Raw genomic sequence first — 14841 nt, forward strand, 5'->3', positions numbered from 1 at the left:
TATTTTTTTGGCTTTAACAATTTATTAAGAATTCTACCTTTTTAGTTTCCGTAATTTCGGGGGCAATTCAAACATAAATTAATTATGACAAAAAAAGTACTATCGCAACTTCTTTTAGTTGCATTCGTTTTTGCTTTTTCTTTAGATGCTGAGGCTCAAAAAAAGAAGAAAAGAAGTAAAAAAGATGATAAAAAAGCTGTGGCTGTAAAACCAAAGCCAAAACCAAAACCTAAAAAAGGTGCAATACAACCTTATGGGAAAGTGGTAACTAAAGACATGAAGACTGATGATGGTCTTTTTAAAGTGCATTCAAAAGACAATGCTTACCTATTTGAAATTCCGGATTCTTTATTAGAAAGAGAAATGCTAATGGTAACTAGAATTGCTAAAACTGCAAGCGGAATTGGTTTTGGTGGTGGAAAAACTAACACACAAGTTTTACGTTGGCAACGTAAAGACAAACAAGTTTTATTAAGAATTGTATCTCATCAAGTAGTTGCAGATACTATTTTACCAGTTCATGAAGCTGTAGTAAATTCTAACTTTGAACCTGTTTTATATTCTTTTCCTATAAAAGCTTATAATAAAGACACTACTGGTGTTGTTATAGACGCTACTAAATTACTAACAGAAGATATTAAGCCATTAGGTTTCCCTCAATCTTACAGAACTAGATATAGAGCAACTCGTTTAGATAAGTCTAGATCTTACGTAGAAAGAGTAAGTAGTTACCCAGAAAACATTGAATTACGTCATGTAAAAACTTATTTTGCATCTAACCCACCAAGTAATCGTAGTGTTGGTTCTATTTCTGTTGAAATGAGTAACTCTATGATTTTATTACCTAAGGTACCTATGAAACGTCGTTATTTTGACGAACGTGTTGGATGGTTTGCTAGAGGACAAACTGACTACGGTTTAGACGCTCAGAAAAGTAAAACTGTAACTTACTTAGACAGATGGAGATTAGAAGTAAAAGATGAAGATATTGAGAAGTTTAAGAGAGGAGAATTAGTAGTACCAAAAAAACAAATTGTTTACTATATAGATAGAGCTACACCAGAAGTGTGGAGAAAGTATATAAAGCAAGGTATAGAAGATTGGCAAGTTGCTTTTGAAGCAGCTGGTTTTAAAGAAGCTATTATTGCAAAAGATCCACCAACAAAAGAAGAAGATCCAGACTGGTCTCCAGAAGATGTTCGTTATTCTGTTGTTAGATATTTAGCTTCTCCAATTCCAAATGCAAACGGACCTCACGTAAGTGACCCACGTTCTGGAGAAATTTTAGAATCTGATATTAACTGGTATCATAATGTAATGTCATTACTTAGAAACTGGTTCTTTGTTCAAACTGCTGCTATTAATCCAGAAGCACAGTCTACTGAATTTAAAGATGAAATTATGGGACGTTTAATTCGTTTTGTATCATCTCATGAAGTTGGGCATACTTTAGGATTACCTCATAACATGGGAAGTTCTGTTGCTTATCCTGTAGATTCTTTACGTTCTGCAACATTTACAAAAAAATACGGAACAGCACCTTCTATTATGGATTATGCTCGTTTTAATTATGTGGCACAGCCAGAAGATAAAGGTGTTGCTTTAATGCCAGATATTGGAGTATATGATAAATATGCTATTGCTTGGGGTTATAGACCAATTTTTGATAAAACTGCTAAAGAAGAAAAGCCAATTTTAGATTCTTGGATTTTAGAACATGCTGGAGACCCAATGTATCGTTTTGGACATCAACAAGCAGGTGGTGTTGTAGACCCTAGTTCTCAAACAGAAGATTTAGGTGATGATGCTATGAAAGCTAGTATGTATGGTATTAAAAACCTAAAAAGAATTTTACCTAAATTAGAAGATTGGACTACTAAAAAAGGTGAAACTTACGAAGAAATGGCAACTATGTATGGTCAAGTTTTAGGTCAGTTTAGTAGATACATGGGACACGTTGCTGCTAATGTTGGTGGTGTTTACGAATACTACAAAACAGCAGACCAAGATGGAGCTGTATATACGCATGTACCAAAAGATCATCAAAGAAATGCAGTTAAGTTTTTAAATGAGCAATTATTTAAGACACCAACTTGGATGATTGATAAAAACATTTTTAGTAAAACAGGTTTTTCTGGAAACATAGAACGTATTAACTCTATTCAAACAAGAGGGTTAAATGGTGTTTTAAGCCCTGGAAAAATGGCACGTATGATTGAAAATGAAACACTTAATGGAAATGATGCTTATAAAATAACTACATTGTTTTACGATTTAAGAAGAGGTGTTTGGAGTGAGTTATACAATGGAAAAACTATTGATACTTACAGAAGAAACTTACAAAGAGCTCATATTGAGCGTTTAGATTATTTGTTAAACGACGCTAAAAGTCAAAGAGGTTTTAATGCTGGATACTTAAAAAGAAGTACAGTAAACATTGACCAATCTGATATTAAAGCTATGGTTCGTGGAGAATTAAATCGTTTAAAAAGAGATATCAAAGCTAATGTTGGTAAAGCAGCAAACACAGTTTCTAAATATCACTTACAAGATGCTTTAGCTAGAATAGACATGGCTTTAGATCCAAAATAGTAAAACATTATTTTTACACATTTAAAACCTCGCAATTTTGCGAGGTTTTTTTTATAAATAAGTTCTTATATTTAGTGTAAAAGAAACTGGGTAAATTTTCTTTATTATAATGCTACTACTTATAAAAAATTGAACATAAATGATTGCTAAATATTACGACTTAAAAAACTTAAAAGGAGATATTACAGGAGGCTTAGTAGCTGGTGTTGTTGCTTTACCTTTAGCCTTAGCCTTTGGTGTACAATCTGGTTTAGGAGCTATAGCTGGTTTATATGGTGCAATTGCTGTTGGTATTTTTGCTGCTATTTTTGGAGGCACTAAAACACAAGCTAGTGGACCAACAGGACCCATGACTGTAGTTTCTGCTGCATTAGTTGCCTCTGCAATTGATACTACAGGTAGTTTACAAGCAGCCATGCCCATAATAGTTGCCACATTTTTATTGGGTGGTATTTTTCAAATTGTATTTGGATTCTTAAATATTGCTGGTTATGTAAAGTACTTTCCTTATCCTGTAGTTTCTGGTTTTATGAGTGGTGTAGGTTTAATTATTATCATACTTCAACTATTTCCATTTGCAGGTTTATCTTCAGCAAAATCGACTTGGTTAGTATTACAAGATTTACCAAGATTATTCACAGATTTTAATGTTAATGCACTCTTATTGGGTTTATTAACTGTAATTATTTATTACGTTTTTCCTTATATATCTAAAGCAATACCTAGTGCTCTTGTAGCTTTAGTTGTTGCGTCTGTAGCGAGTTTCTTTTTAAATTGGGATGTACCATTAATTGGAGAAATCCCTTCTGGCTTACCAAGTTTACAAGTAGATGGTATATTTAGTATAGACGCAAGTGCTTATTCTCTAATTTTAGAGTATGCAATAGTCTTAGCAGTTTTAGGCTCTATAGATTCATTACTAACATCTGTTATAGCAGATAATATGACCAAAACAAAACACAATAGTAATAGAGAATTAATAGGACAAGGAATTGGTAATGCAATAGCAGGTATTTTAGGAGGTATACCAGGAGCTGGTGCTACTAAAGGAACAGTAATCAATATAAATAGTGGAGGTAAAACAAGACTTTCTGGAACCATACATGGTTTATTTTTATTAGCTGTTTTATTAGGCTTAAGTAAACTAGCTGCATACATTCCTCTTTCAGTTTTAGCAGGGTTATTAATACCTATTGCATTTAAAATTATAGATGCTAAAGGCTTTAAACATTTATTGGTTGTTCCTAAATCTGATGCAATTGTACTTATCATTGTATTATTAATAACCACGTTTGGTAGTTTAATTCAAGCAGTTGGTATTGGGTTGCTTTTGGCTTCGTTATTATTTATGAAACAAGCTAGTGATATTGCAGAAGAAGGATTAGAAGTAGGAACATTGGCTGGGTTTAAAGGAGAGAAACCTTGGCAAGATGAATTAGAGTTCTATGAAAAATATAAAGACAAAGTCTATATTAAGCACTTGTATGGTCCTTTGTTTTTTGGATTTACATCTCATTTTCAAGAGGAAATAAAAAACATACCAAAAGAAGTAAAAGCTTTAATCATTAGAATGGATAGAGTGCCTTATATAGATCAATCTGGTTTATATGCACTTGAAAATGCTATCTTAGATTTAGAACAAAGAAATATTATGGTTTTATTAATAGATGTTGATGAACAACCTTGTGATAAATTAAAATCTATTGATATTATTCCTGATTTAATTGCTGAAGACCATATTTTTAATACAGTTGAAGAAGCTTTTGTGTTTTTAAAAACTGAATTAATAAAGTAAGGATGGTCTAATTTTTGTAAATAAAAATTAAATCCAATTCTATTGAAAACAAAACCTTTTTTCTTTTTTACTTTACTTTTTATCTTTCAAATTACATTTAGCCAAGTAGATAATACTAAGGTTTTTCAACTGTTAGATAAAGAAACTAAGCAACCTATAGCATTTGCTACTATTATGCTTAAAAGTAAAAATAGAGGTACACATGCAGATACAGAAGGTTTTTTTGAAATACCATTAAAGTATATTAGAGATTACACCATACATATAACCTCTATTGGATACATTTCAAAAGAAATACAACTTTCTAAAATAACATTTTCATCAGTAACTATTTTATACTTAGAGCCAGCTAATACAGTTTTAGATGAGGTAGTTATAAGAAGTAAAAAAAAGAAAGAAAAGCGAATTTTAGCCTACAGTATTGTAAAAAAAGCCATTGCAAATATTCCTAAAAACTATCCTACAAAACCTTACTCTTATATTGGGTATTATAGAGATTATCAGCAACCCGTAAATCAAGAATATAAAAAGTTTGTAAATGCTAAAGAAGATATAGACTATATAAATTTACATGAAGGCATTATAGAAGTTTTTGACGCTGGTTTTGGTACAAATCAATTAACAAATAAGCAAAATCAAACTGTATTAAGAAGCTTTATAACAAATACCGATTTTAGAGTTGATAGTACTTTAACTGTACCTTATGATAATGAGTCTAAAAAGTTTTCAGATAACTATAAAGTTACTCCTTTAGGTGGTAACGAATTAAACTTATTAAACTTGGTAAATGCTGTTCGAAATTATGATAAAATGTCTTTTTCATTTGCTAATATTTTTGAGAGAGACTTTTTAGAAAATCATACATTTAGAGTAAAAAAGATACAATATTTAGATGGTAAAACACTTTATGAAATAAACCTTAAAACAAAAAAAACAAATTTTAGAAATCGATATTTTGCTTCAGGTAAAATTTATATTGATAAAGAAAGATTTGCCATTTATAAATTAAATTACAATTTATATTATGGCAATATAAACAACTTGCAGTATGCTATAACAACAGAGTTTTCTGAGAAAAATTCTAAAATGTTTTTAAACTATATTACTTTTAATAACCAATTTATTGCAAGAAGTAGTAACTATTTTAAGGTTGACAAGGTAAAATTAAACATAAACTCTTTTGCATTTAAAGTAGAATTTAACAAAGATGTAAATTTAGAGACTTTAAAACCATTTAAAAGAAAATTTAAAGCTACTTATAAAAATAAATTTTTAAAAATAGATAGAGTTACTATGCTAGATAGCAAGACCTTAATGGTTTATTTAGACACTTCACAAGTCTATATTTTAGATAATAAAAATGAAAAGTCATTTATTACAGATTTTAATTTTGAAGTAAGAAATATCAAAGATGTGTTTGGTTACACCATTAATAAAAAGGTGAATTTAAAATTTAACCAGTATAGAGAGTTATTTGTACAAGAACTATTTACTAATAAAGATTTACCATTAAATACCTCTTTTGTAAATAAAATGAAACCTTTATCTGAATCTAAAATTGAATCGTTAAATATTGCAGATCAATATTGGATAAACTCACCACTTAAAAAAGGAAAGAAAGAGTAGAAATTACTTTAACCTAAACTCCATATAAACAGGTAAATGATCTGATGCTTGACCAAATTCATTAAGTACTTTACCTGAAATATATTCAATAGAGTTTTTAGTGTAAAAGATATAGTCTATTCTTTCAAAAGGCTTTTTAGTATCGAAAGTATTTGGCGGATTTTGAAAATTAAAAGCAGCATTACCTGTTTCTTTCATTGCAAAAATCTTTTGAATAATGGCTTGATAATCTCTAGCTCTAGAATTAAAATCACCTAATAAAATAGTTGGATAATCTTGTGCATATTTATTATAAATACCCAAAACTTTCTCAAACTGTTGTACTCTTGTATTTTTATCAAAAGCCTCTAAATGAATATTAATCACAACAACCTCTTTATCATTTAATTCAACCTTTACTATCTGTGCTAAACGTTCTAAATAAAAGGCATCTCTATAAAATGGTTCGCTTTCTACTCTTTGTAAAACAATTCTTTCTTGATTTTTTATAAGATATTTGCTAAGTATAGATTGGCCTGAAATTACTTTTCCAAAATGCATGCTTGGTGGCCAATAAGGAAAAGGTAAATAACGCTCATCCCAATTAACAGTTCTTGCTCTATAATTATACCCTAATGCTGCAATTTTTTCTTCTTGATTTACATGAAAAGATCTTGAAGCATCGTAATCTATTTCTTGAAAAGCTATGATATCTGGATTTATCTTTTTCGTTTCTGTAAGTACTTTTTGTAAATTATTATCAAATAAAGATTGTGGTTTAGCTACAGCTCTATTGTTAGTCATGCCACTTAAATAACCAATATTGTAGGTTGCAATACTAAAAATTGAATCATTTTTAGGTTTAGTAAACTCATCTACAGTTATAATTTTTGCATATTCTTTTTCATCTAAAGTAGATGATGATGCCCAAAAATAAAATACAACTAAGGCTATTATTAATAAAACTAATATTCTAAAAAAGTACTTTACAAATTGTTTCATAAGTTTTCTGGTATATTTTCTGGTGGTTTATCATTTTTAAACTCACTAATCACTTTAGAGATTGATGACTCTAACCTTGCTTTATCTGTATTGTATTTTGGCGATAAATTTGATTTATCTGGAAACTGCTCTATAGTTACAGTTGTAGAAGGGAAAGCAAACTCTACTCCTAATTCTGCAGCTAACTTAATAATGGCAATGTGTAATCTGTGTTTAGATGATTGTTCTACACCCCAAGCTAAGCTTTTAAAATAAACATTAACCATAATTAATAATGCAGAGTCTCCAAAACCTGTAAATTCTACATTATAAGAATCAGATCTAGTTTCTGGATGCTCTATAACAATTTTACGAACTCCATTCACAAAAGCTTCTATTAATTCTGGTGGAGTATCATAACGTAAACCTAAATTGGTATTATATCTTCTGTATAAACGTAAACCTTTATTGTTAATTACAATTTCAGACAACTTACTATTAGGTATTTGATAAACAGAAGTATCTGCAGCACGAACTCTTGTAGATCTAAATCCAACTCTTTCTACTGTACCTACAACTTCACCAGCTTCTATCCAATCATCTATATGAAAAGGTTTGTCTAAAAAAATCATTATAGTACCTATAAGATTTTTTACAGTGTCTTGAGAAGCTAAAGCAAATGCTAAACCACCAATGGTAGCTCCAGCAATTAATGTAGTGGTATCTACACCAAATAAATTTAATAATTTAAAAACTCCAATAACAATTACTAAACCTGTAAAAAAGTTATTTAAAATTGGCACTAATTGATCATCTAGTCTACTATGTGTATTCTCAGTAAATTCTGAATACATCTTCATAACCACCTTTACTAATTTTAAAAAGACATAAATCCAAAATACAGTTTCAACTATATTTAATGCTAAGAATATCCATTTATTAAAAGTGATCGAGAACTGTAAAGAAGGTATAAATAGTTCAATAATATTTATACAAATCAACAAAGCAATTGGGTGAGCTAATTTTTTAAGTTCATTATCTATATCTTTATTTGAAATGTTTTTTAAAACAGATTTATGAATTCTTTGTAAGATAGAAAAAGCAATTTTTTTTACGATGATATAAATAAAGATGTTTAGTATAAACAAAATGATAAATCCTAAAATTTGCCAAATTTCTATAGACCCTATTTTTTTATGCCCAAAAACTGGTATAATTTCTTGAAACTTATCTATGTACCAAGGAAAAACACTATTGTAAATAGCATCTATTTTAGTAATAGTTTCTCTAGAATAATACCACTTGCCCTCTATTTTTTCTAAATAAATTTCGGGCATTCTATCTGGAAACATAATGTATCTAGATACTGCTGTAACTCCAATAGAATCTACATAATTACTATTTATTGGTACTTTAGTAAAGTCTACAAATAAACCTTTACCATCTAAAATTTGTTTAATTTTTATAGCCTTTCTTATGGCTTTTTTATTTTCTAAACCATAAATGGTTTTTGCAGATTTATTAGGTTGATAAGAATCTGGTTGTAAAAAGTAGAGATGTGTATTTAAAGTGGCATTAGGGTTACTTAAATTTACTTTTACTGTATCTAGTAATTGCTCTTGAGCACTTAATAATAAAGGAAAAAAAAGAAAAAGTAATCTTAGTTTTTTCATATTCAATTTTGTTAAATATACGTTAAACACATAACAAATTTAAACCTTTTAAGAATTATGTTGTCAAAGAATTGAAAATAAAAAATAATTAAAAAAGAATATCATGAGAAAATTAGCAAGCATATTAGTTTTAGTTTTTGCCTTTACATTAACAGCAGAAGCACAAAAAATGAGGAAACAAAAAAGACCAAAACTAACTGTAGAACAACAAACAGATTTAGCTGTAAAAAAAATGACGTTAGCTTTAGATTTAACTGAAAAGCAACAGAATCAAATAGAACCTCTTATAAAAGCAAAAGTTTCTAAAAGAAAAGCAATGATGGAAAAGCGTTTAGAAATGAGAAAAAACAACACTAAACCTACTGCAGATGAAATGTATAAAATGCAAGCAGAACGCTTAGATGACCAAATTGCAATGAAAAATAGAATGAAAAATATTCTTAATAAAGAACAATTTGAAAAGTTTGAAAAAATGGCTAGAGGAAGAAAAATGAAAGGAAAAAAAATGATGAAAAAAAGAGGAGCTATGAAGAAAAGAAAAATGCTAAAAGAGCGTAAAGAAGATAACTAATTTTGGTTGATTGGTTGATTAAAAAAGCTCAGTTTCATATCTGAAACTGGGCTTTTATTTTTGTATTATTCTTTAAACCAGCCTGAATATTTTACATAGTTATTCGCAATTCTATCTATTTCACCAGAAATTAATTCTTGTGATATATCTTTCACTTTTTTTGCAGGCACACCTGCATAAATACTTCCAGCTTCAACTCTTGTATTTTTAGTTACCACTGCACCTGCTGCAATAATTGAGTTGCTTTCTACAATACAATCGTCCATAATTATGGCACCCATACCTACCAAAACATTATCATGAATGGTACACCCATGTACAATCGCATTGTGCCCAATTGAAACATTATTACCAATGGTTGTAGGTGATTTTTGATAAGTCGCATGTATAACTGCACCATCTTGAATGTTGACTTTATTGCCAATTTTTATAAAATGTACATCTCCTCTTAATACTGCATTAAACCAAATAGAACATTGTTTTCCTAAAGAAACTTCGCCAACAATAGTGGCATTTTCTGCAACATAACAATCTTCTGGAATTTGTGGGTGTTTGTTATTTACGGGTTTTATGATGGGCATATTTATAGTTTTAATTGGTTCATTTTGGTTTTTAATTAATCATTTAAAATAAGACAACAAATTACTCTTTTGTGATGCAGAAACTACAATTTCTTTTCCATTAGAAACGATAACACTACCTCCTTTTCCTTTTTTGTATTTAGTAATCGCATTTATGTTTACCAAATACGATTTATGAATTCTTACAAATGCATGTTCTTGTAATACTTCTTGAAAATATTTAAGTGTTTTACTCACTAGTTTTTTTGAGCTTGCTAAATGAATTTCTGTATAATTATCATCTGCTTTACAAAACACAATATCATTTACATCTAATACTTCAAAACCATCTTGTTGTGGTATGGTTATTTTACCTTTTACTGTATTGGTTTGTGGTGTTAATATTTGATACTGCAGTTGATTTTCTTTTTCTTTAATTTCTGATACAATATTTACTGCTTTTATGAGCTCGTCTATAGAAATCGGTTTTAGTAAGTAATAACTTGCATCATTGTTTAAAGCTTCTATTGCATAATGGTCGTAAGCAGTAACAAAAACGGTTTCAAAGGTTCTATTTTCTACTTTTTCTAATAAATCAAAAGCATTACCAAAAGGCATTTCTACATCTAAAAACACCAAGTCTAATTCGTTGTTTTTAATCAATTTATAAGCATCATCAATGGTACTTGCTTCACCAATTAAATTTACATTAGGGCAATATTTACCTAAATAATTTCGCAGAATATCTCTACTTATTTGTTCGTCTTCTACAATGATAGCTTTTAGTTTCATATCAATTTTTCTTTAATAACAACTCAACTTTTGTGCCCTCTCCATTTTCTAAAGCATTAGTAACTTTTACAGAAATACGTTCTTTGTACATACTGTTTAGAATGGCTATTCTATTTTTTATAGTACTCATTCCTTTAGATTTCTGTTTTAGCTGATTTTTTGTTTTTAATTCTTGAGACTTTTTTCTTCCTATTCCATCATCAATAATTACAATTGAAACAGTTTCTGAATCTTTTTTTGTGATAGAAATCTCTAAATTCCCTTTTTCTTTTTTATATCGTAAACCATGCCAAATAGCATTTTCTATGTAAGGCTGTAATAACATTGGCGGAATTGAAAATTGATCTAAGCTAATATTTTCATCAACCATTATTTGATAATCAAACTTATCTTTAAATCGATTATGTTCTAGTTTTACATATAATTCTAATAACTCTACTTCTTTTGTAAGTGGTATAAAATCTTCATCAGAATTTTCTAAAACAGAACGCATTAACACAGAGAACTCACTTAAATATCTATTAGCACTTCTTTCATCATTAACAGCTATAAAACTATTTACAGAATTTAATGCATTAAAAATAAAATGCGGATTCATTTGAGAACGCATAGATTTTAAAGCCAATAAATTATTTGCTAATTTTTGTTGCTTATTGGTTCTAAACATAAAATAAGCGAGTAAAGAAATCAATAGTAAACCTCCAAAAAGTGAGTAAATTAAAATGCGTTGTTTTCGATTACTTTCTTCTGATAATTTTTGATCTATATACGCTAAACTAATTTTGCTTTCTGCTAACTCTTTGTCTTTTTCTAAGCTAGTTATTCTATTTTGATTGTCTGCAATTCGTTTAGAAAAACGCTTTACTTGCTGTATTTCTTGTTCTTTTCTTATGTATAAAGAATCTACTAAGGCAACATATTCTTTGTAATTTTTTAATGCATTTACTTCATCACCAAGAGTCGCAAAAGTTTCAGATATTTTACGTGTTGCATCTTTAGCAACCACAATATCTTTATTTCTTTTAGCATCTTCTTTACTCTTTTCTAAATAAGGTAAAGCTTGTTTGTAGTCTTCTTTTTGTATATAAGCGTTCCCTATTTTATAGTTGATTTTCTGAGAGGTAATAGAGTCTTCTTCTTTACTAATTTTTCTATGACTACTATTTAATTGTGCTTTTTGTAAACTCTTTTTTCTTAATTGAATTTCATCATCAAAACGTTGATTTGCATTATAAAAATCAGCTACTTTTTCTTCTTCTTTTAAAGCACGAACAGGACTCTCTTTTTCAGCCAGATTTATCGATTTTTTAAAAAGATTTTCAGCCTCAGAAATTTTACCTTGGGCAGCATAAACATCTGCTATTTTAGAATTTAAATCTGTAATTTTAGGTGTTACCAAATTGTCTTTTGCAATTTGTAAGGCATCTTGATAATTAGTTCTTGCAGTTACTAAATTTTTCTGAGCAAAATTTACATCACCCAATCCTTCAAAAACTTGTATTTCTTGGTAATTACTTAATTTACTATTCTTTAATGAAGTGTAATTTTCTTTACTCTCTTTATATTTTTTTAATAAAAACTGAGTTTTAGCAATAGCAATTTTTGTGTCTATTTCTTCGTTAATTTGATTTGACAATTTATAATTGTATTCAGCCAAATCAAACTGCTTCCAATAGAAATAAATATCTGCTAAGGTCTTATAGGTTTTAGCATTTCTTCTTTTATTTTGATTGTTGGATAGCGCTTTTTCTATAAAAGAAACACTCTTTTCTATATCATTCTTTTTATAGTAATTTGCAGAATCTAGATTTTGTAAATAAGCATCTCCTCTTTTTATTTTTTTTGAAGCATATCTATCTGAAGCATAATTTTCTACAATTATTTTAATATCCTCACTTGAGGTAAGTGTATGATGAACCGTTTCAAAATCTGGATGCGTAACTCTTACATCATCACCTACTTTTGCTGTAACAATATATTTACCTTGTATATCTGGCAAAGAATAGCTCATTCCGTTTACAAAAATAGTGACACCCTTTTTTATAACGTTATTGTTTTCATCAACAATTTTTATTCGAACAGAAAACTCAACTCCTTTTTGAGTAATTATCGTTTGTTGAGAAAATAAAGGAACAATACAGAAAAGTAAAAACGTATATAATATGTTTATTTTTTTTGTCATTACCATTTTCTGTTTTCTTTCTTTCTAAATAAATTACCTATTCTTTTAAAAATATTGGGTTTCTTTTTAACCACAGCATAACCTACAACAACTACTTCTCCTAACAATTCTTCATCTTCTTTTAGTGTTACAACCAAAGGTTTTTTTATTTTTAAAACATCTATTTCTTGCTTTTTATAACCTAAATATGAAAAAACTAAGATAATCGACTTTCTTTTTTTATTGGGTATTTTAATTGAAAAGTTTCCATCAAAATCTGTTTCTGCACTAATTTTTGAGCCTTTTAATGTAATATTCACCCCAGGTAAATCTCCTGATTCATCTCTAACTTTTCCTTTTAAAATGATATCTTGTACTAAAGTGTCATTATTGATAGTAAACTGATTTTTTACCTCAATTTTTTCTATTTGTGCTTTTTTAGATTGAGAATACAAAGGATTTGTTGAAAGTAATGCAGACAATAACGCTAAACCAGCAGCAACTTTAGGCAAACTACTTTTTTGATAATTGTGTATTTCTTTATTTAACTGATCTTCTCTAAACCTACCACATAAATTATTGTTTTTTAAGATTAGATCAGCAATCTCTGTGTTTGTTAATGAGGTAAAATCTATAACTTCTTTACTACAACTTTTGCAAAATTTTCCATTTTCTGTTGGCATCATTTTGCCAAAATCTTCATGACAGGGTTTAGGTACATGTATTTTAAATTTCATAATTATCACTTTAAAATCATGATAAACTTAGGAACAAATTAGCTGTCAAAAAAATCACTAATATCTAATATTAGCTCTTTTTACCTTAAAAAAGCAGGGTTTACGAAATAAGATTTAGCGTTTACTCATTTAAAAAGACACTTTACTCATTCTAACTTTTTTTTGAATTATGTTGGCATTAATATTGAATTGTATTTAGCAACCAAACTTATATGTCTAAGTATCAATTTAAAAAGAAAAAAATCATGAAATCATTAAAATTAAGCGCTGTAATTCTGTTATTACTATTCACTTCTACTTTTAGTTTTGCAGACCATCAACCTAAAAAAAAACAAACTATAAAAGTGGCCTTGTTATTAGATACAAGTAATAGTATGGATGGTTTAATAAATCAAGCAAAAGCGCAACTTTGGGAAATTGTAAACGAACTTTCTTATGCTAAGTATGGCATTCAAAAACCCAATTTAGAAATTGCTTTGTATGAGTATGGAAACTCAAATTTACCTTCTAGAGAAGGCTTTATAAGACAAGTGTTACAGTTTAGTAATGATTTAGATGAAATATCTGAAAAGCTTTTTTCTTTAACTACAAATGGTGGTAATGAGTTTTGTGGGCAAGTGATACAAACTTCTTTAAATGAATTAGATTGGGGTACAAATAAAAATGATTTAAAACTACTTTTTATAGCAGGTAATGAACCTTTTACACAAGGTAAAATCAATTATAAAGAGGCTGTTGCTAATGCAAAAGAAAAAGAAGTTGTAGTAAATACAATTTTTTGTGGAAATTATTCAAACGGAATTTCTGGTATGTGGAAAGATGGTGCAGATTTAGGTGGTGGTGATTATTTAACTATTAATCAGGATGAGAAAATTGTTCACATCATTACACCTTATGATAATGATATTATCATTTTAAACAAAAAATTAAATGGCACTTATATTTATTTTGGAAAAAAGGGATACTCAAACTATAACAAACAAAAAGTACAAGATAGTAATGCAATGCAAATGCAAGAAGCTGTTGCTGTAAAAAGAGCAGTTAGTAAAAGTTCTAGATTGTATAATAATGCAAAATGGGATTTAGTAGATGCTGATAAAAATGGAAAACTTGATTATAAAAAAATTGAAAAAAAGAATTTACCACCAGCTTTACAAAATAAATCTGAAAATGAGATAAAAGCTTATGTTCAATTAAAAGCTAAAGAAAGAGAGGAAATTCAAGAAAAAATTCAAGAATTAAACAGTAAAAGAAGAAAGTATATTGCAAAAAAACAAAAAGAATCTATAAAAAAAGATGACTTAAACAATGTTATGATAAAAGCGATAAAGAGACAAGCAAAATTAAAAAATTACTCTTGGTAATATAGTTAGT

General features: G+C 28.6%; 11 protein-coding genes. 5 read left to right on the forward strand and 6 right to left on the reverse strand.

Annotated elements, in window-relative coordinates; genetic code table 11:
• The first annotated feature begins 84 nt into the window (after nucleotides 1-84).
• The 3 genes from ACFOWD_RS01330 to ACFOWD_RS01340 all read left to right on the forward strand — a co-directional run bounded on the left by ACFOWD_RS01330 (nucleotide 85) and on the right by ACFOWD_RS01340 (nucleotide 6013).
• Entirely contained in the window at nucleotides 85-2592 is a 2508-nt protein-coding gene (locus tag ACFOWD_RS01330) for a zinc-dependent metalloprotease (RefSeq protein WP_377407475.1), read from the forward strand.
• A gap of 139 nt (nucleotides 2593-2731) precedes the next feature.
• Nucleotides 2732-4387: a SulP family inorganic anion transporter gene (locus tag ACFOWD_RS01335; RefSeq protein WP_377407477.1), complete on the forward strand. Its 1656-nt coding sequence runs from the start codon at nucleotides 2732-2734 to the stop codon at nucleotides 4385-4387.
• 42 nt (nucleotides 4388-4429) lie between these two features.
• Nucleotides 4430-6013 carry a carboxypeptidase-like regulatory domain-containing protein gene (locus ACFOWD_RS01340; RefSeq protein ID WP_377407479.1) on the forward strand — a complete coding sequence of 528 codons (1584 nt, stop codon included), beginning with the start codon at nucleotides 4430-4432 and terminating at the stop codon, nucleotides 6011-6013.
• 3 nt (nucleotides 6014-6016) lie between these two features.
• On the opposite strand, the gene ACFOWD_RS01345 is transcribed toward ACFOWD_RS01340, so the two are convergent.
• Together ACFOWD_RS01345 and ACFOWD_RS01350 are read right to left on the reverse strand one after the other, a co-directional pair.
• Nucleotides 6017-6994, reverse strand: coding sequence for an endonuclease/exonuclease/phosphatase family protein (locus tag ACFOWD_RS01345; RefSeq protein ID WP_377407481.1), 978 nt, complete (start codon nucleotides 6992-6994; stop codon nucleotides 6017-6019).
• Nucleotides 6991-8646: a mechanosensitive ion channel family protein gene (locus tag ACFOWD_RS01350; protein ID WP_377407483.1), complete on the reverse strand. Its 1656-nt coding sequence runs from the start codon at nucleotides 8644-8646 to the stop codon at nucleotides 6991-6993. The genes ACFOWD_RS01345 and ACFOWD_RS01350 overlap by 4 nt, the downstream gene beginning before the upstream one ends.
• 103 nt (nucleotides 8647-8749) lie before the next feature.
• Between ACFOWD_RS01350 and ACFOWD_RS01355 the strand changes: the two genes are divergently transcribed.
• Nucleotides 8750-9217: a Spy/CpxP family protein refolding chaperone gene (locus ACFOWD_RS01355; protein WP_377407485.1), complete on the forward strand. Its 468-nt coding sequence runs from the start codon at nucleotides 8750-8752 to the stop codon at nucleotides 9215-9217.
• 65 nt (nucleotides 9218-9282) lie between these two features.
• Here the strand turns inward: ACFOWD_RS01355 and ACFOWD_RS01360 are convergent, their stop codons facing one another.
• Genes ACFOWD_RS01360 through ACFOWD_RS01375 form a run of 4 tightly spaced genes read right to left on the reverse strand, consistent with a single transcriptional unit; the run spans nucleotide 9283 to nucleotide 13467 of the window.
• The gene (locus ACFOWD_RS01360; protein WP_298989268.1) at nucleotides 9283-9798 is read right to left on the reverse strand and encodes a gamma carbonic anhydrase family protein; all 516 of its coding nucleotides are present in this window, start codon (nucleotides 9796-9798) and stop codon (nucleotides 9283-9285) included.
• A gap of 39 nt (nucleotides 9799-9837) precedes the next feature.
• On the reverse strand, nucleotides 9838-10569 hold the full coding sequence (locus ACFOWD_RS01365; protein WP_377407487.1) for a LytR/AlgR family response regulator transcription factor: 732 nt from the start codon (nucleotides 10567-10569) through the stop codon (nucleotides 9838-9840).
• A gap of 1 nt (nucleotide 10570) precedes the next feature.
• Complete coding sequence (locus tag ACFOWD_RS01370) at nucleotides 10571-12751, reverse strand: histidine kinase (protein ID WP_377407489.1); 2181 nt, start codon at nucleotides 12749-12751, stop codon at nucleotides 10571-10573.
• Entirely contained in the window at nucleotides 12751-13467 is a 717-nt protein-coding gene (locus ACFOWD_RS01375) for a carboxypeptidase-like regulatory domain-containing protein (protein ID WP_377407491.1), read from the reverse strand. Before ACFOWD_RS01375 ends, ACFOWD_RS01370 begins: the two co-directional genes overlap by 1 nt.
• A gap of 245 nt (nucleotides 13468-13712) precedes the next feature.
• On the opposite strand from ACFOWD_RS01375, the gene ACFOWD_RS01380 reads away from it, so the two are divergent.
• Nucleotides 13713-14831, forward strand: coding sequence for a vWA domain-containing protein (locus tag ACFOWD_RS01380; protein WP_377407493.1), 1119 nt, complete (start codon nucleotides 13713-13715; stop codon nucleotides 14829-14831).
• Nucleotides 14832-14841: the final 10 nt, after the last annotated feature.

The organism is Polaribacter marinivivus (assembly GCF_042651285.1).
Taxonomy (GTDB): Bacteria; Bacteroidota; Bacteroidia; order Flavobacteriales; family Flavobacteriaceae; genus Polaribacter; species Polaribacter marinivivus.